The sequence below is a fragment of the Massilia sp. S19_KUP03_FR1 genome, from assembly GCF_036688685.1.
In the GTDB taxonomy this organism is placed as follows: Bacteria; Pseudomonadota; Gammaproteobacteria; order Burkholderiales; family Burkholderiaceae_D; genus JALYUM01.
In genome coordinates this window covers 134,769-152,060 of record NZ_JAQQPS010000001.1, presented here as the reverse complement: position 1 = coordinate 152,060, position 17,292 = coordinate 134,769, and the positions used below count along the sequence as shown (strand labels likewise).

Sequence of the window (17,292 nt, the reverse complement as noted above, 5' to 3'; positions counted from 1 at the left end):
ACACCATGATTGCGCCGCTCCGGGCGCGCTTGCGCGGTTACCGCGTGATGTCGCGCGACAAGGCCGACACCCTGCTGCTGCTCGGCAGCACCCTGCTGGTGCTGGCGCCGCACAGCCTGCACTTGCCGATCTGGGTTTCGCTGCTGTGCCTGACCACGCTGGCCTGGCGCGCGCTGATCACCCTGGGTGGGCGCCGCATGCCGTCGTCGACACTATTGCTGCCGCTGGCGGGCGCCGCCATGCTGGGCGTGCTGCAAACGTATCAGACCATCCTCGGCAAAGACCCCGGCGTGGCCATGCTGGTGATGCTGGTCGCCTTCAAAATGCTGGAAATGCATGCGCGGCGCGACCTGTTCGTGGTGGTGTTCCTGTGCTTCTTCCTGGCGCTCACCAATTTTTTCTACTCGCAAAGTATCGGCATGGGCGTGATGATCGCGCTCGGCGTGCTGGCGCTGGTCACCACCCAATTGACGTTCCAGTACACCGGCAGTGTGCCGCCGCTGCGCCGGCGCGTGCGCACTGCCGCCAGCATCATCGGGCTGGCCGCACCGCTGGCGCTGTTCCTGTTCATCGCGTTCCCGCGCATCCAGGGGCCACTGTGGGGCTTGCCATCGGATGCCAACAGTGGCCGCACCGGGCTCTCGGCCGATATGACACCGGGCAAGTTCTCCAGTCTGGCGCAATCGGAAGCTGTGGTTTTCCGCGCCCACTTTACCGACCCCGCGCCCGAACAGGCGCAGCTGTACTGGCGCGCCATCGTGCTGGGGGCATTCGATGGCCGCACCTGGACCCGCTCGCGCGAGCGCAGCAGGCCGCAGACATCCATGCCACCGGGCCTGGTGGCGAGCGGACCAGCCCTGCGCTATGACGTCACGCTCGAACCGCTCAGCACGCGCTGGCTGTACGTGCTGGACCTGCCGCGCCGCGTGCCCGAGCTGGACTCGAACGTGGCGCGCATGTCGCCGGAATTCGAATTGTCGGCGCAGGCGCCGGTGGACCTGCGCCTGCGCTACGACGCCGAGTCCAGCGTGCAGTACACCTTGCAGGGCGGCGCCGAGTTGCCGGACGCCGCGCGCTGGCTGCAATTACCGGCCGGACGCAACCCGCGCACGCTGGCCATGGGCGCCGCCCTCGCGGCGCAGGGCGATCCGGCGCAGCGCGTCAACGCCGTGCTGCAGCGTTTTCGCAGCGAATCGTTCGTCTACACCCTTGAGCCACCCCTGCTCGGCGCCAACCCGGTCGACGAATTTCTGTTGCAAACCCGCGCCGGCTTTTGCGAGCATTATTCGAGCGCCTTCGTGGTCCTGATGCGCGCGGCGGGCGTGCCCGCGCGCGTGGTCACCGGCTACCAGGGCGGCGACATCAATCCGGTCGACGGCTTCATGACGGTGCGCCAGTCCGATGCCCATGCCTGGGCCGAAGTCTGGCTCGGTGCGCGCGGCTGGGTGCGGGTCGACCCGACCGCCGCAGTGGCGCCCGAGCGCATCCGGCGCAGCCTGTCCAGTGCCATTCCGCCCCGTCCGCCATTCGGCATCGAAGGCCTGGGCGGCCTGATCGACTTTTCGCGCGACCGTAACGGTGTGCTGGCACAGCTGCGCTATCACCTGAGCGCAGTGAACAATGGCTGGAACCAGTGGGTGCTCAACTACACGCCTGAACGCCAGAGCAGCGTGGTGGGCGCACTCATGGAAGGCGTATCGAACTGGCGCAGCCTGGCCGTGCTTGCCGTGTCGCTGCTGTTGCTGTGGGGTGCGCACAAGCTGCGCGTGCGGCGCCGGCGCGATCCGATCGATGCGCTATACTCGGCCCTATGCCAGCGCCTCGGCCAGCTGGGCCATGCGCGCCAGCCTGACGAGGGCCCGACCGCGTACGCAGCGCGCCTGGCCCGCGCCAACCTCGAACCGGCGCGCCACATTGCCATCGCCCAATTCCTGCGCTGCTACAGTGCTTATCGCTACGGGCCCGCGGCGCCAGCGCCCGACCTGCCAGCCACCATGAAAAGCCTTCTTGCCCAATGCCGTTGATTCGTTCCCGTTCCCTGCTCGCTGCGCTGGCCTTGCTGGCCGCTGCGCTGGCGGCCCCCGCCGGCGCTGCCCCCGAAAAACACCCGAAAGCGACCAAGGTTTTGGCCAAGGCCAAGGCCAAAGCGAGCGCGAAAAAAACCGCCAAAGCCAAACCGGCCGCTGCGCTCGCGCCGGATGCCGAAGCGGTCAACTTCAGCGCGTGGAGCGCGGTGCAGCAATTCGAAGAAGAGATGGTGGCGAAACACGGCTTCAACCGCGCTGAACTCGACACCCTGTTCGGTCAGGCGCGCCTGCTGGAGACGGCCGTGCAACTGGTGAAGCCGGCCCCGCCGGGAAAACCGAAGAACTGGCAGCTCTACAGCAGCCGCTTCATCGAGCCAATCCGCATCAATGCCGGCGTGCGCTTCTGGAACGAGAACGCCGGCTTGCTGGCACGCGCCGAGCAAATCTATGGCGTACCGGCTGAAATCCTGGTCGGCATCATCGGCGTGGAAACCGTGTTCGGGCGTGACACCGGCAAGTTCCGCGTCATCGATACCCTCACCACGCTGGCGTTTGCGTATCCGGAGGCGCCCAACCGCGTTGCCCGCATGGCCTTCTTCCGTGGTGAGCTGGAAAACACGCTCTTGCTCGCGCAGCATGCCGGGATCGATCCGTTTTCCTTGCTCGGCTCCTTTGCCGGCGCGGTGGGTCTGCCCCAGTTCATGCCAGGCAGCATTCTGAAATGGGGCGTCGACTTCGACAACGACGGCCGTGTGGACTTGCGCGGTTCGGTGGCCGATGCGATCGGCAGCGTCGCCAATTTCTTGGTAGTACATGGCTGGAAGCGCGAGGACACTGGGCCGGCCGTGTTCGCCGCGCAGGTGGCGCCCAGCCGGGACTGGGAGAGCCTGCTGGGCAAGGGCCTGACACCGCACTACCGTCCCGACGAGCTCAGCGCTGCCGGCGTCAATACAGCCGTCACGCTGCCGCCTGGACGCCTGTATGGACTGGTGGACCTGCAGAACGGCGCCGACGCGACCGAATATTGGGTCGCTTCCGATAATTTTTATGCTATTACGAATTACAATCGTAGTTACTTCTACGCCATGTCAGTGATCGACCTTGGTCGCGCGGTGCGCTTGACGCGTGGAAACTAGAGCTTGTTCTACAGTAATCATTTTGTAAATTTTTGTAACGTTCAATTTTTACAATTTCATGCAGTTTAGCTGAAAATATTGGCATACCCTACGGGGTATGCGGCTTCATGAGAATGACGGATTCCCGATACCCCTCGATTAGTTGCTATAAAGTACCAAATATTACACTCCCGAGCGACTTGAAGTTGAGGGTAATATGCTGAGTGTGATTATAAACAACAATATTTTTTTGTGAGAATGTGCGAGAATTGCACTCAGGCTATGTTGCGGGTAGCCAACAAGAATCAGCTGTTGACATATTCTGAATTGCTCACCAGTACTAAATTCAGATTAGTTGTACAATTGAGTATATATTTGCGAAAGTAGTACGGAATCGAACGCTTCAAGCGATCCGCAACCCACAATAGGAATGAAAGACATCATGACAAACCAAGTCGGCATTGATATGAACAGCGATTCGGAGTCCGATGAACTGCTGCAGTACAACCCAAATCGCCTGCTCGACACCTTGATCGAGAACCTGCGCCTGAAGAACGACGCAGCGCTGTCGCGTGCTTTGGAAGTTGCTCCTCCAGTAATTTCGAAGATTCGTCACCACCGCCTCCCAGTCGGCGCTTCGCTGCTGATCCGCATGCACGAAGTGAGCGACCTGTCGATCCGCGACCTGCGTTACTTGATGGGCGACCGCCGCAACAAGTTCCGCATCAGCGACAAACAGTTCAAGCCAAAAGAAGGCGAAGCCGCGTAAATTCAAACAAAAGTAGAAACCTACTTTTGTTTGGAAAGGCTCGACCTGAAAATCACTGGCAGAGCCAGATGATTTTTAGAAGAACTGCGACGTAAAAAGCGCGCCGGTCCCTTGCGGGACGGCGCGCTTTTGCCATTGCGTCACGTTTTATGCGGGGAAGACGCCCGTCGAAAGGTAACGGTCGCCGCGGTCGCAGACGATGAACACGATTGTCGCGTTCTCCACTGTGCGGGCCACGCGCAGCGCGATTTCGCAGGCGCCGGCGGCCGAAATACCGCAAAAAATCCCCTCTTCCGCCGCCATCCGGCGCGCCATCTGTTCGGATGCGGCCTGGCTCACGCTTTCAACCTGATCGACGCGTGCCTTGTCGAAAATTTTCGGCATGTACGCTTCCGGCCATTTGCGGATGCCGGGAATTTGCGACCCTTCTTCCGGCTGCGCGCCGATGATGCGGATGGCCTCGTTCTGCTCTTTCAAATAATGCGACACGCCCATGATGGTGCCAGTCGTGCCCATCGCGCTGATGAAGTGGGTGACGCCACCGTTGGTATCGCGCCAGATTTCGGGGCCGGTGGACTCATAGTGCGCACGCGGGTTGTCCTGGTTGGCGAACTGGTCGAGGATGATGCCCTGGCCGTCGCGCTGCATTTGTTCGGCCATGTCGCGGGCGTACTCCATGCCGCCGGTGCGCGGTGTCAGGATGATCTGTGCGCCGTAGGCCGCCATGCTCTGCTGGCGCTCGATCGACAAATTCTCCGGCATCAACAACACCATCTTGTAGCCGAGAATGGCGGCAGCCATCGCCAACGCAATCCCTGTGTTGCCGCTGGTCGCTTCGATGAGCGTGTCGCCCGGCTTGATCTGGCCGCGCTGCGCGGCGCCGCGCAACATCGACAGTGCGGCGCGGTCTTTTACCGAACCGGCCGGGTTATTGCCTTCCATCTTGCCGAGGATGATGTTGTTGCGGGCCGCAATGTCGGGACCGGGCAGGCGCATGAGCTGCACCAGCGGGGTGTTGCCGATCGTGTCTTCGATGGTCGAATATGCCATGGGTGCTCTCTTGCTGATCTTGAGTAAAGGGCCATTTTAAACCGGGACGGCCGGCGGCGTATGGGGCCATCCGGCATCCGTCCCGACTGGTCAGCGCTGCGGTGAAGGATAGCTCGCCACGCTGGCGTTGCCGTCCTTGTCGATCGCCTGCACGCCGAAGAAATAATTGTCCTTCGACAGTTTGAGCGTGGCCTGGGTGACGTTACCGACGTACTGCGAGCCTTCCCATTTCGCCGCCGTGGTGTCGCGCCAGACGATGCGGTAGCCGGCCAGGTCGGGTTCGGCGTTGGCTTGCCAGGTCAGTGTGGAATCGTTTTCCAGCTTGGCTGTCAGCATTTTCACCTGCTGCGGTGCAGCGGGCGCCAGCGCCAGCGTGGCCAGCGCGGCGGTGTTGACGCGCGCAACTTTGGCGATGTAATCAAAATCGTTGTATTCGATCAGGTCGCCTATCTTGACACCATTCTCAAGGCGCACGTTCTGGTGCTGGTGATTGAAGTCTTCGTTCGGTTCCGTGAAGCGCAGGGCCGCGTAACCGCGTTCCAGGAAAGGCATGTGGTCGCCGCCGCGCAGGTAGCGGTCGCGCCGCTGAATGACGTTGACCTTGAATTTCGGCACATACCGCTCGCCCACGTCCTTGACGTGGCGGGCCAGGTTGCGCGAGATCGAATCGTTCTCGCCGCCGGTGGCCAGCAAAGTGCGGTTGGCCTCGCTCATTTCCTTGGTATTGGGCAGGCTTTCGGCGAACAGGCGCACCTGCGTGTTGTCGACGCGGCCATTGTCGGCGCGCGAGCTGCCGATGATGTCGTTGGTGAACATGCCGGCCACGTTCAGGTTTTTTTGCTTCGCCAGTTCGGCCCAGTGGGCGGCGCCCAGCAAGCCCTGCTCTTCGGCGGCGACGGCCATGAAGACCAGCGTTGCATCGAACTGTTCACGGGCCATCACGCACGCCATTTCCATCACGGCGGCGGTGCCGGAAGCGTCGTCGTTGGCACCCGGCGCGTAGCCGGTCGCATCCATGATGTCGGTATTGCGCGAATCGTAGTGGCCGCTGACGACGTACAGGCGTTCTGTCGAGGCGGCCTGCGTGCCGGGCAAGGTAGCGACGACGTTGACAATTTCAGTCGGCGTCGAAATGCGCGCGGAGATCGGCGCGATGTGCGAATCGAACGTCACTTGCAGGCGGCCATTGGCGCCGGCGCCGCAGCGTTCCAGCTCACTCTTGATCCAGCGCCGCGCGGCGCCGATGCCGGTCGTCTCGGACGTGGTATCGGACATGGTGTGGCGGGTCTGGAAGCTGACCAGCTTGCGGATGTAACCTTCGATGCGTTGCGGCGAAATTTGCTTGACCAGCTTATCGACCTGCGCCTGGTGGCGGGTGGTATCGGGTCCCGCAGGCGCTACGGCGCGGGCCAGCGGCGCGCACACAGAAGCGGCCACGAGGCTGGCGAGCAGCGTGGTACGGAAGTGCTGGGAGAGACGAGCAGAACGCATGAATTCCTCGAGGTCAACTGAACAATCTGGCTATCTTCGCACGCGCCATCGCCTGGGTGAAGTTCGTGCCAGAAAAAAGTTCCATGTCGCGCCGCCGTGGACGAAAAAAAACCCCGCAATACACTGCGGGGTTCGATCGTGACGGGGCGATGCTTACATCGTGGCCGGTTTTTTCGCGTCAGCCGGTTTGGCGGCCGTGGTGGGCTTGGCGGCCGCTGCGGCCGGTGCGGTCTTGGCTGCCTTGGCATCGGCTGGCTTGGACGTCATTGGCGCGCCATCTTTCGACTTGCCGTTCACTTGCAGGCCGGCGGCGGACAGTTTTGCCGAGCTTTTCTCACCGACGCCCTTGACGCGCTTTTCGAAGTCGGCCCAGTCCTTGAACTCCCCCTTGGCGCGCTCGTCGAGGATGGCTTTCGACATCTTCGGCCCCACACCCTTGACGCCATCGAGCGCCGGCGCATCGGCCTTGTTGACATCGACCTGGGCGAATGCGAAGCCCATCGTGGCCACCATCGTTGCGATTGCGAGCAGCAGTTTCTTGATCATGAGGTCATCTCCAATAATAAACGAGGCTGGACAGCGGTTGCCATCCATGGTCGCGTTAACGTTCGGCCCCAGCAACGGTTGACAGCCCCCCTTGCGCCACCGCAAACCCACGCCCCGTCCCCATTATTTCCTCACAACCATTGCTCGAAAATTGGGGTCAGAGTCAAATTATTGAGCAATTTTCCTTATGCATCATTTGACCGCGTTGCGTAGAAGCTATTGCAAAACAATTCGACTCTGACCCTCATTGTTGGGCAATTGTTTGCGGGAGCGGCTGGTCGTTGCCCCAGTCGCCGCCCAAGGCGCGGATCAGGGCGACGGTGGTGACGGCGCGCTCGCCGCGCAGCTGGGCCGCGTTGCGTTCGACCAGCGACAGGTTGCGCTGGGCGTCGAGCAAGTCGAGGTAGCTGGAGCGGCCGGCATCGTACAGCTTTTGCGCCAGGTCGGCCGAGCGGCGCGCAAATACCACGCCCGCCTCGACCTGCTCGGCCTGGCTGGCCAGGATGCGCAGGCCGGCCAGGTTGTCTTCCACTTCCGAGAACGCCACCAGCACGTTCTGGCGGTAGTTCGCCACCGATTCTTCCAGCACGGCCTGGCTGCGCGTCACGTTGTTCCTGTTGCGGCCGCCGTCGATCACCGGCAGCGACATCAACGCCCCCAGCAACCACGAGCGGCTGCTCCACTGCAGCATGTTCGACAGCGCGCTCGACGCCCCGCCACCCTGGGCCGACAGATTCAGTGCCGGGAACATCGCGGCGCGTGCTTCGCCGATCCGTGCATTCGCCGCAACCAGCGCACGCTGGGCGGCAGCGACGTCGGGACGGCGCTGCAGCAAGGTCGATGGCATGCCGGCCGGGATGGCCGGCAGTGCATCGGCCAGCAGCGGGTTGGCCAGCGCCGCAAACTGCGCGGCCGGACGGCCCAGCAGCACCGCCAGCGCATGTTCCAGGTTGGCGCGCTGGCGCGCCAATGCCAGTTCCTCGGCCCGCGCCGTGGCCAGTTCCGACTTGGCGCGCACCAGGTCGAATTCGCCGATGTCGCCATTGTCGAAGCGGCTCTGGTTGACCTTCACGCTCTGCAAGCGCAGGTCGACATTCTTCGCCAGCGTCGCCAGTTCGGCGTCGGTGGCGCGCAGGCGGAAGTAGTTCTGCGCCACGTCCGCTTGCAGCGCCAGCAGCACCGAGCGCCAGGTCGCCTCGGAAGCCGCGGCATCGGCCTGCGCCGCATTCACGTTGTTGGCGACCCGGCCAAACAGATCGACCTCATAACTGGCCGACAGCTGCGCCTGGAAGGCATTGCCGACCGGGACGCTGGCGCCATCCGGCAGACCCAGCGAGGTGGTGCTGGCACGGCCGCGCTGGGCGCCGACGCCGGCGTCGACCTTGATACTGCGCTGCGCCTGGGCGATGCCGGCGATGGCGCGCGCCTGGTGCACCCGCGCTGCGGCGGCTGCCAGGCTGGCGTTGGCGCCCGTGGCTTCTTCCACCAGCGTGGTCAAGGCTGAATCGTTAAAGACCAGCCACCACTGCCCGCGCGGCTGCGCTTCGGCCGGCTGGGCCACTTGCCAGCTGCTGCCGTCGGCCGCCTGCAGCGGCGTGCCCGCTTCCTTGAAGGCGACGGGTACGGCGACATCGGGCGCCTTCAATACCGGCGCCATGCTGCAGCCGGCCAGCACCAGCGCCGCCATCATCATGCTCAGATTAAACATGGGTTTCATTACTTGACTCCTTCCGGCTGCACAGGCGCGCCGACGACATGGACCGCGGGGGCAGTTGCGACAACATGGGGTTTCTTTTCAAATTTCTTGGCCAGCGTGCGCAGCAAAACATAGAACAGCGGCGTCATGAACAGGCCGAACAGCGTTACGCCCAGCATCCCGGCAAACACCGCGACGCCCATCGCATGGCGCATCTCGGCGCCGGCGCCGTGCGAGAACACCAGCGGCAGCACGCCCATGATGAACGCGATCGAGGTCATCAGGATCGGACGCAGACGCAGGCGGCAAGCCTCCAGCGCGGCTTCGATGATCGTGCGGCCGGCTTTTTCCAGGTCGACCGCGAATTCCACGATCAGAATGGCATTTTTTGAGGCCAATCCCACCAGCACGAACAGCGCGATCTGCGTGAAGACATTGTTGTCGCCTCCGGTCAGCTTCACGCCGACCAGTGCGCACAGGATCGACATCGGCACGATCAGGATCACGGCCAGCGGCAGCGTCCAGCTTTCGTACTGGGCGGCGAGTACCAGGAACACTAGCAGCACGCACAGCGGGAACACATAAATCATCGTATTCCCGGACAAGATGTCCTGGTAGGTCAGGTCGGTCCACTCATACGAGATCCCCTTCGGCAGCACTTCGCGCGCGATTTCTTCCATCGCAGCCTGGGCCTGGCCCGACGAGACACCGGGAGCCGGGCCGCCGTTCATCTCGGCGGCGACATAGTTGTTGTAGCGCTGGACGCGGTCCGGGCCGTAGGTATCCTTGATCGTCATGAGCGACGACAGTGGAATCATCTCGCCCTTGTCGTTACGCACTTTCAGCTGGGCGATCTGCTCGCGCTGCGAGCGGAACGGCGCATCGGCCTGCACGCGCACCTGATAGGTACGGCCAAACTGGTTGAAGTCGTTCACGTACAGGGAACCCAGGTTAATCTGCAAGGCCTGGTTGATCTCCGAGAGCGGCACGCCGAGCTGCTTGGCTTTCACGCGATTCACGTCGGCGAACAGCTGCGGCACGTTGATCTGGTAGCCCGAGAACACGCCCATCAGGCGCTTGTCGGTGGCGGCCTTGCCCATGAACGCTTGCACGGCCTTGTTCAGTTCATCGTAGCCCAGGTTGCCGCGGTCCTCGATCATCATCTTGAAGCCACCGGTGGTGCCGAGGCCATTCACCGGCGGCGGCGACAGCACCATCACGAACGCATCTTCGATGACGCCCATGCGCTTGTTGATTTCGGCGGAAATACCTTCCGCGCTCTGCGCAGCGCCATGGCGCTCCGACGAGGGCTTCAGGCTGATGAAGGCGATGCCCGCGTTCGGCGCATTGGTGAAGCCGTTGATCGACAGGCCAGGAAACGCGATGGCCGAATCCACACCCGGAATCTCGCGGGCGATGTCCGACATCTTGCGGATCACCGCTTCGCTGCGGTCGAGCGACGCGGCGTCAGGCAGCTGGGCGAAGCCGATCAGGTAGCCCTTGTCCTGCGCCGGCACGAAGCCCGGCGGCACGGCCTTGAACACGAAAACGGCGGCGATGACCAGCAGCGCATACACACCGAGGGAGGCGCTCTTGCGCTTGATGACGCCCTGCACACCTGCTTCGTACTTGTGCGACGAGCGGTTGAAGAACTTGTTGAAGCCTTTGAAGAAGCGGCCGAACAGGAAATCCATGCCGCGCGTCAAACGGTCCTTCTTGGCGCCATGCGGCTGCAGCAACACTGCCGACAGGGCTGGCGCGAGGGTCAGCGACAGGAAGGCCGAGATCACGGTCGAAATGGCGATGGTCAGCGCGAACTGGCGATAAAACTGGCCGGTAAGACCCGAGACAAAGGCAATCGGCACGAACACGGCGCACAGCACCAGGGCGATTGCGATGATCGGACCAGACACTTCTTTCATGGCCTGCACGGTCGCATCATGGGGATTCAAGCCATTCTCGATATTGCGTTCGACGTTTTCCACTACCACGATCGCGTCATCGACGACGATACCGATGGCCAGCACGAGGCCGAACAGCGAGAGCGTATTGATCGAGAAGCCAAACATCAGCATCACGGCAAAGGTACCGACCACCGACACCGGCACGGCCAGCAGCGGAATGACCGATGCGCGCCAGGTTTGCAGGAACACGATGACGACCAGTGCCACCAGAACGATCGCTTCGATCAGCGTGTGGATGACCGAATCGATCGACTCGCGCACGAACAGCGTCGGGTCGTACACGATGCTGTATTCCATCCCCTGCGGGAAGTCTTTCGACAGCTCGGCCATCTTGGCGCGCACGTCGGTCGACAGTTGCAGCGCATTCGCGGACGGCGACTGGAACAGCGGCAGCGCCACCGCCCGTTTGTTATTGAGCAGCGAACGCAAGGCGTAAGAATTCGAACCCATTTCCATGCGCGCCACGTCTTTGAGCAAGGTCGTTGCGCCGTCGGCGCTGGTCTTGACGACGATCTCGCCGAACTCTTCGACTGTGGTCAGGCGGCCCTGGGTTTTGACGGTCAGCTGGAAGTCGGCATCCTTCGCCGGACCCTGGCCAACGACACCGGCTGCGACCTGCACGTTCTGTTCGCGGATGGCGGCGACGACATCGCCGGCGGTCAGGTTGCGGCCCGCGACTTTCTGCGGATCGAGCCAGACGCGCATCGAGTAGTCACCCGAGCCAAACACCTGCACATCACCCATGCCGGCGATGCGCGCCAGCTGGTCCTTGACGTTCAGGGTGGCGTAGTTACGCAGGTACAGGTCGTCGTAACGGCCGTCCGGCGAATTCAGGTGGACCACCATGGTGATGTTCGGCGAGCTTTTCACCGTGGTCACGCCGATCTGGCGCACTTCTTCCGGCAAGCGTGGCAGCGCGCGCTGGACGCGGTTCTGCACGGCCGTTTCGGCCTGCTCGACGTTGGTGCCGATCTTGAAGGTGACGGTCAGCTGCAAGGCGCCATCCGAGGTGTTTTGCGAGGTCATGTAAAGCATGCCTTCGACCCCGATGATCTCCTGTTCGATCGGCGTGGCGACTGTTTCAGAGATAATTTTTGGATCGGCGCCCGGATACTGGGCGCGCACGACGATCGACGGCGGCACCACTTCGGGGTATTCCGAGATCGGCAGCTGGAAGATCGAAATCAGACCTGCCACGAACACGATGACGGACAGGACAGCCGCGAAAATGGGCTTGTCGACGAAAAAGCGTGAAATATTCATTTTATTGTTCCTTCTTACTTAGTGTCGGCCATGGCGATTTTGGCGCCGTCTTTGGCCGGGCCGGTCAGACTGGCCACCATCGGCACGGTTTGCGCCGTGATCGGGGCACCCGGACGCACGCGTTGCAAGCCATTCACGACGATTTTTTCGCCGGCCTTCAAGCCGCTGCGCACCACGCGCAGGCCATCGACGACAGGGCCGAGCGTAACGGCGCGGTACTCGGCCTTGCCATCCTTGTCAACGACGTACACGAACTTGCGACTCTGGTCGGTGCCGACGGCGCGGTCAGTAATGAGCAAGGCGTTGGCCGGCTTGCCGCCGCTGATCTGCACGCGCGCGAACAGGCCTGGGGCCATGCTGCCGTCCGTGTTTTCGAAGGTCGCACGCATGCGCACGCTGCCGGTGCGGGCATCTAACTGGTTGTCGACGAATTCGAGTTTGCCCTCGTGCGGGAAACCTTCTTCACCCACCAGGCCGACGTTCACGGCAACCGGCTGGCCGGCGTGCGCCTGCTTCGACACGCGCAGGTAGGTAGCCTCGTCACCGTCGAAGGTGGCGTAGATGTTTTTGGTCGAGATGACGGTGGTGAGGATCGCGCTCGCGTCGACCAGGTTGCCGGCCGTGATTTCGGCCTTCGAGACACGGCCCGAAATCGGCGCGGTGACTTTGGTGTAGGCCAGGTTCAGACGCGCCGTTTCCAGCGATGCTTGCGCGGCCTTGGCGTCGGCATCGAGCTGCTTCAGGTTCGATGCCGCAGTATCGAGTTCACGCTGGGCGATGGCCTTGTCGGCCACCAGCTTTTCGGAGCGCGCCAGTTCGAGACGGGCCAGATCGGCTTTCGAGCGCGCCGACACGGCGGCCGATTCAGCGCGGTTGGCTTCGGCCTGGAACGGGCGGGTGTCGATCACGAACAGGACGTCGCCCTTGTTCACCAGGCTGCCCGGCTTGAAGTTCACCGAGGTGATGAAGCCGCCGACGCGGGCGCGGATGTCGACCCGTTCCACCGCTTCCAGGCGACCGGAAAATTCCTGGGTTTCGTCGACGCTGCGTTCGACCACGGCCGACGCCGTGACCGGCGGGCCCGCGGGCGCCGCCGCCTGGGGTGCAGCCTGGCTATTGGATGGTCCACAGCCGGCCAGGCTGAAAGCAGCCAGGCCCGCGACGCCAAGCGCCGCAACCAGCGGACGAATCGATAGACGGAAATGTGAAGTGGTAGTCATGGACGAATCCTTTTTTGTTTTAAACGATCTGAGGGTGGAAGCAAAATTTCGGCAATACGGGGCCCGCCCCGGCATAGGGCCAGGGACACGAATACGCGGGCAATGGAGTGGCCGTCGCGCTACGCAAGCGCGCCGACCAGCAAAGGGTAAGTCAGTAAATCAGATCAGGAGGGAGGAACGTCCATGGTCACATTCACAGGGGTTGCAGCATGATCGAAGGCGCTCAGAAAGCGCACGATTTCGTCGAGTACCAGGTACTGGCACGCACATTCATTGCGCGCGTCCGGCTCCTGCAACTGGGCCGGGGCAAGCCGGCGCAGCGTGGTGGAGACGCCCGCTGCGGACAATTTGGCGGCGTATTGTTCAGCCTCGTCACGCAATGGGTCGTCTTCGGCCGACAGGATCAATGCCTGCGGCAGGTTGCGCAGCCGCGAAGAACGCAGCGGCGACGCATACGGGTGGGCGCGGTCGGCGCCATTCGGCAGGTAACCGCGATAGCTGGCGGCGCATGTATCGGCCACTTTGACCATGCCGTCGTCCAGTTTCACGTCCCGCATCGAACAGGTGGTCAGGCCCGGATCGAGCATCGGCATGATCAGGATCTGCCCGTCGATGACCGGGCCGCCGCGGTCGCGCGCCATCAGGCTGGCCACCGCGGCCAGGTTGGCGCCCGCTTCGATGCCGGCTACCACCAGGCGCTTGCCGCTCCAGCCCAGCTTGGCCTTGTTCTTGCGAACCCAGGCGAGCACGGCGTGCGCATCTTCCACGGCAGCCGGAAACGGCTTTTTGGTGGCCAGCGTGTAGCACGACGCCAGCACCAGCTGGTTGGCGCTGGTGGTGGTGGTGAGGTGGCGCAGGAAGGTGTCGGCTTGATCGAGGTCGCCGCCCACAAAACCACCCGCGTGAAAAAACACCAGCAGGCTGTCCTTCTTCGTCTTGCTTGCGTCCAGGCTGTACAGGCGCGCCACCAGCGGGCCTTCGGCACCCTGCACGTCAAGCGTGCGGATCACCGGTTCAGGCACGCCGACCGGCTTATTCACCGTGCACTCCACCCGCCGGCTTGGCAGCTGCGTTCAGGAATCCATGCGCAAACAGGTCATGTGCAAGTGCATCAAAACCGCTCGTCTCGACGGCCGCGGCCTGCTGGAATTGCGTGGAGTGGACCATGCCCGTCATCATCGTGAGACTGAGCGCCAGGGCCCCGACAGTAAGAATGAAATGTGTAGTACGCATGATCCTGCTCCTTCGTCTGTGCCGTCCCGGCTCGCTGGCTGAACCTTTTGGTCCAGTGATGCCACTTTATACGGGTTACCGGCTATGATAAAGATGGTATCGACGAATTGATTGTTCAGATCCATGAACAATGAGAGAACAAATGAATAAATTGCTGGCAATGGAAGTGTTCGTGCAGGTGGTCGATGCAGGCGGTTTTACACGCGCTGCCGACCTGATGCAGTTACCGAAAGCGTCGGTGTCGACCATGGTGGCGGCGCTGGAAAAATCGCTGTCGGTGAAATTGCTGCACCGCACCACGCGCAACGTCAGTGTGACGTCCGACGGCGCCGCCTATTATGAACGCTGCCTGCAAATCCTGTCAGACGTGCGCGAAGCGGAAGAGTCCCTGTCGACCAACCGCGCCAGCCCGCGCGGGCGCCTGCGCGTCGATTGTTCCACCGCGATTGCCGCCGACATCATCATCCCCGCCCTGCCCGACTTTTTTACGCGCTATCCCGATATCGCGCTGGAACTCGGTTGCGGCGACCGCCCGGTCGACCTGGTGGAAGAAGGCGTCGACTGCGCCATCCGCGGCGGCATCCTGCCCGATTCGAATTTGGTCGCGCGCCGCATCGGCGTGCTGCAATTCATTACCTGCGCGGCGCCCGCGTACCTTGCCACGCGCAACCCGCCACTGCATCCGAACGACCTGGCGGGGCACTTCTGCATCAATTATTTCTCGTCCAAGACCGGCAAGATCTTCGAATGGGATTTCGTGCGCGGCGAGGAGACCATCGTCACCGGCACGCCGTCGAACCTGGCGGTGAACGATTCGGTGGCCTACATGCGCGCCGGACTGGCCGGTCTGGGCATCCTGCAGGCGCCGAGCTACGCGGTCGACCGCCACATCGCCAACGGCGCGCTGGTGGCACTGATGTCGGACTGGGTCACGTCGCCGCTGCCGATCAATGTGGTCTACCCGCAGAACCGGCACCTGTCGGCCAAGGTGCGCGTGTTCGTCGAGTGGGTGGCCGACCTGTTCGCCGATACCCCCGGCCTACGCCTTGGCTGAGCTGACCCGGGGTAGCTGCAAGGCCGCGAGACCCGGATACAGAGGCGGGCTGATGATGCGGGCGATCACGGTGGCCACCAGCGCGCAAGCCATCAAGCTAAGCACCATCGCGTGGCCGTCAACCATTTCCATGACGATGATGAACGACGTCAGCGGCGCCTGCGTGACGGCCGCCAGAAAGCCCACCATGCCCAGCGCGATCAGCGCCGGCACCTGGGTGTGCGCCATCAGCATGGCGATGTCGTTGCCGATCGCCGCGCCAATGGCCAGCGAGGGCGCGAAGATACCGGCCGGCGCACCCGACCAGGTGGTCAGCCACGTGGCCAGGAATTTTAATAGCGCATAGATCGGCGGGATGCCGGCCGCGCCATCGACCATCGTGCGGGTCGAGGCGTAGCCGCTGCCGAAGGTGGCGCCGTTGCTGACCACGCCGATGACAGCGACCAGCATGCCGCACACCCCCGCGAACAGGACCGGACGCGCCAGGCGCAAGCGGCTGAAGGCATCCATGCCGGTGCCGTTCAGGGACGCCAGCAGCAGGCGCGAAAACAGCCCGCCGGCGGCGCCGGCAGACAGCGCCACCATCACACCCGGCAGCAGCAAACGGGTATCGATGGCGACGCCGTGGATGATGCCGAAGTAGGTGCCATTGCCGTGCACCGAGACGGCGATCACGCCGGCCATGACGATGGCCGCGATGATCAGGCCACTGCTGCGTTGCTCGGGCCGGCGTGCCAGTTCTTCGATGGCGAACATGACCCCGGCCAGCGGCGTGTTGAAGGCGGCGGCAATACCGGCCGCGCCGCCGGCCACCAGCAGGCTGTGGGGGCTGATGGTGGCGCGTGCCGGCATGAATCGTTTGGCTTGCAGCAGGATGCCGGCGGCGATCTGCACCGACGGGCCTTCGCGGCCCAGAGAAAGCCCGGCCAGCATGCCCCAGGAGGTGAGCGCGATTTTCGCGGCCGAGATGCGCAGCGAAACCAGGCGGCCGACGCGCTCCGGCGGCATCGCGGGGTCGAGCACGGCCATCACTTGCGGGATGCCCGAGCCGGCCGCGCCGGGGGCGATGCGGCGCGTGCACCAGACGATGGCCGCGGTGCATAGCGGCGTCCAGATCAGCGGCGCCCACCAGTTCCATGTGTGCCCGATGAAAAACAGCGCGAGGGCGCGCTCGGCCAGCCAGGTAAATCCCGAGATGGTCAGGCCGGCCACCACCGCAGCGAGCACGACGACGCCGCGCATCCACCACAAGCGCCAGTCGGAGACCTCGCGGCGCAGCGCCGTTTCGATGTTATGCCCCGCGCCGTTTCCGCTATGATCCACTTATGTCTCCGTCATCCATCAAACCATCCATTGCCAACGCTACACCGGCCCATGTGCTGCGCCAGTTCCGCGTCGTCTTCAACGCCGTCAAAACCCATTTCCGCCACGTCGAGCAGGCCGCCGGCGTGGGCGGCGCCCAGGTCTGGGCGCTGTCCGTCATCCGCGAGCGGCCCGGCATCGGCGTCAAGGAACTGGCGCGCACGCTCGACATCAAGCAGTCAACCGCCAGCAACCTGGTGCGCGCCCTGCTCGGGCGCGACCTGGTGGCCGCCACCCGCGACGGGCCGGATCGGCGCACCGTCGCGCTGCACCTGCAGGACGCCGGCGCCGCCGTACTGACCAAGGCGCCCGGCCCGTTCGCCGGCGTGCTGCCGGACGCCCTGGGTGAACTCGATGCGGCCACGCTGGCCCGATTGCAGACCGACCTGGGGCGACTGATCACATTGCTCGGTGCCGACGCCGAGGCCGGCAATGTCCCGCTAGCCGAACTGTGAAGCGCACGCTGTAAACACCGTCGTGCATCATACTATGTTTGTACAAA

14 protein-coding genes are annotated in these 17,292 nt (G+C 63.3%); 5 read left to right on the top strand and 9 right to left on the bottom strand.

Annotation, left to right across the window (positions count from 1 at the left end; all coding sequences use genetic code 11):
* Nucleotides 1-5: 5 nt before the first annotated feature.
* From V6M87_RS00655 to V6M87_RS00645, 3 genes are all read left to right on the top strand, one after another.
* A complete protein-coding gene (locus tag V6M87_RS00655) occupies nucleotides 6-2,024 on the top strand; it encodes a transglutaminase TgpA family protein (RefSeq protein WP_332847787.1) in 2,019 nt (672 codons plus the stop codon).
* A complete protein-coding gene (gene mltB, locus V6M87_RS00650; RefSeq protein WP_332847786.1) occupies nucleotides 2,015-3,163 on the top strand; it encodes a lytic murein transglycosylase B in 1,149 nt (382 codons plus the stop codon). Before V6M87_RS00655 ends, mltB begins: the two co-directional genes overlap by 10 nt.
* A gap of 421 nt (nucleotides 3,164-3,584) precedes the next feature.
* Entirely contained in the window at nucleotides 3,585-3,911 is a 327-nt protein-coding gene (locus V6M87_RS00645) for a hypothetical protein (protein WP_332847984.1), read from the top strand.
* Nucleotides 3,912-4,058: 147 nt separating this feature from the next.
* Here the strand turns inward: V6M87_RS00645 and cysM are convergent, their stop codons facing one another.
* The 8 genes from cysM to V6M87_RS00605 form a co-directional block, all read right to left on the bottom strand.
* Nucleotides 4,059-4,961 (bottom strand): cysteine synthase CysM, encoded by a 903-nt coding sequence (cysM, locus tag V6M87_RS00640; RefSeq protein ID WP_332847785.1) that lies wholly within the window; start codon nucleotides 4,959-4,961, stop codon nucleotides 4,059-4,061.
* 90 nt (nucleotides 4,962-5,051) lie between these two features.
* Complete coding sequence (locus tag V6M87_RS00635) at nucleotides 5,052-6,452, bottom strand: M28 family metallopeptidase (RefSeq protein WP_332847784.1); 1,401 nt, start codon at nucleotides 6,450-6,452, stop codon at nucleotides 5,052-5,054.
* Between the two features lie 153 nt (nucleotides 6,453-6,605).
* Complete coding sequence (locus V6M87_RS00630) at nucleotides 6,606-6,998, bottom strand: ComEA family DNA-binding protein (RefSeq protein ID WP_332847783.1); 393 nt, start codon at nucleotides 6,996-6,998, stop codon at nucleotides 6,606-6,608.
* A gap of 244 nt (nucleotides 6,999-7,242) precedes the next feature.
* Nucleotides 7,243-8,715, bottom strand: coding sequence for an efflux transporter outer membrane subunit (locus V6M87_RS00625; protein WP_332847782.1), 1,473 nt, complete (start codon nucleotides 8,713-8,715; stop codon nucleotides 7,243-7,245).
* Nucleotides 8,715-11,921, bottom strand: a complete 3,207-nt coding sequence (locus V6M87_RS00620) for an efflux RND transporter permease subunit (protein WP_332847781.1) — start codon at nucleotides 11,919-11,921, stop codon at nucleotides 8,715-8,717. The genes V6M87_RS00625 and V6M87_RS00620 overlap by 1 nt, the downstream gene beginning before the upstream one ends.
* 14 nt (nucleotides 11,922-11,935) lie before the next feature.
* Nucleotides 11,936-13,141 (bottom strand): efflux RND transporter periplasmic adaptor subunit, encoded by a 1,206-nt coding sequence (locus tag V6M87_RS00615; RefSeq protein WP_332847780.1) that lies wholly within the window; start codon nucleotides 13,139-13,141, stop codon nucleotides 11,936-11,938.
* Between the two features lie 164 nt (nucleotides 13,142-13,305).
* Nucleotides 13,306-14,181, bottom strand: coding sequence for an alpha/beta hydrolase (locus tag V6M87_RS00610; RefSeq protein ID WP_332847779.1), 876 nt, complete (start codon nucleotides 14,179-14,181; stop codon nucleotides 13,306-13,308).
* A complete protein-coding gene (locus V6M87_RS00605) occupies nucleotides 14,174-14,374 on the bottom strand; it encodes a hypothetical protein (protein ID WP_332847778.1) in 201 nt (66 codons plus the stop codon). Before V6M87_RS00605 ends, V6M87_RS00610 begins: the two co-directional genes overlap by 8 nt.
* Before the next feature lie 142 nt (nucleotides 14,375-14,516).
* Between V6M87_RS00605 and V6M87_RS00600 the strand changes: the two genes are divergently transcribed.
* The gene (locus V6M87_RS00600; protein WP_332847777.1) at nucleotides 14,517-15,428 is read left to right on the top strand and encodes a LysR family transcriptional regulator; all 912 of its coding nucleotides are present in this window, start codon (nucleotides 14,517-14,519) and stop codon (nucleotides 15,426-15,428) included.
* Here the strand turns inward: V6M87_RS00600 and V6M87_RS00595 are convergent.
* Nucleotides 15,414-16,751, bottom strand: coding sequence for a chloride channel protein (locus tag V6M87_RS00595; RefSeq protein ID WP_332847776.1), 1,338 nt, complete (start codon nucleotides 16,749-16,751; stop codon nucleotides 15,414-15,416). The genes V6M87_RS00600 and V6M87_RS00595 overlap by 15 nt on opposite strands.
* 2 nt (nucleotides 16,752-16,753) lie before the next feature.
* Here V6M87_RS00595 and V6M87_RS00590 point away from each other — a divergent pair, with 2 nt between their 5' ends.
* Entirely contained in the window at nucleotides 16,754-17,245 is a 492-nt protein-coding gene (locus V6M87_RS00590; protein ID WP_332847775.1) for a MarR family winged helix-turn-helix transcriptional regulator, read from the top strand.
* Nucleotides 17,246-17,292: the final 47 nt, after the last annotated feature.

Bases quoted from the DNA above. Each gene is read 5' to 3' on its own strand.
- V6M87_RS00615 (WP_332847780.1), bottom strand. From the start codon at position 13,141: ATGACTACCACTTCACATTTCCGTCTATCGATTCGTCCGCTGGTTGCG.
- V6M87_RS00600 (WP_332847777.1), top strand. From the start codon at position 14,517: ATGAATAAATTGCTGGCAATGGAAGTGTTCGTGCAGGTGGTCGATGCA.
- V6M87_RS00630 (WP_332847783.1), bottom strand. From the start codon at position 6,998: ATGATCAAGAAACTGCTGCTCGCAATCGCAACGATGGTGGCCACGATG.
- V6M87_RS00645 (WP_332847984.1), top strand. From the start codon at position 3,585: ATGACAAACCAAGTCGGCATTGATATGAACAGCGATTCGGAGTCCGAT.
- V6M87_RS00655 (WP_332847787.1), top strand. From the start codon at position 6: ATGATTGCGCCGCTCCGGGCGCGCTTGCGCGGTTACCGCGTGATGTCG.
- V6M87_RS00605 (WP_332847778.1), bottom strand. From the start codon at position 14,374: ATGCGTACTACACATTTCATTCTTACTGTCGGGGCCCTGGCGCTCAGT.
- V6M87_RS00590 (WP_332847775.1), top strand. From the start codon at position 16,754: ATGTCTCCGTCATCCATCAAACCATCCATTGCCAACGCTACACCGGCC.
- mltB (WP_332847786.1), top strand. From the start codon at position 2,015: ATGCCGTTGATTCGTTCCCGTTCCCTGCTCGCTGCGCTGGCCTTGCTG.
- V6M87_RS00620 (WP_332847781.1), bottom strand. From the start codon at position 11,921: ATGAATATTTCACGCTTTTTCGTCGACAAGCCCATTTTCGCGGCTGTC.
- V6M87_RS00635 (WP_332847784.1), bottom strand. From the start codon at position 6,452: ATGCGTTCTGCTCGTCTCTCCCAGCACTTCCGTACCACGCTGCTCGCC.
- cysM (WP_332847785.1), bottom strand. From the start codon at position 4,961: ATGGCATATTCGACCATCGAAGACACGATCGGCAACACCCCGCTGGTG.
- V6M87_RS00625 (WP_332847782.1), bottom strand. From the start codon at position 8,715: ATGAAACCCATGTTTAATCTGAGCATGATGATGGCGGCGCTGGTGCTG.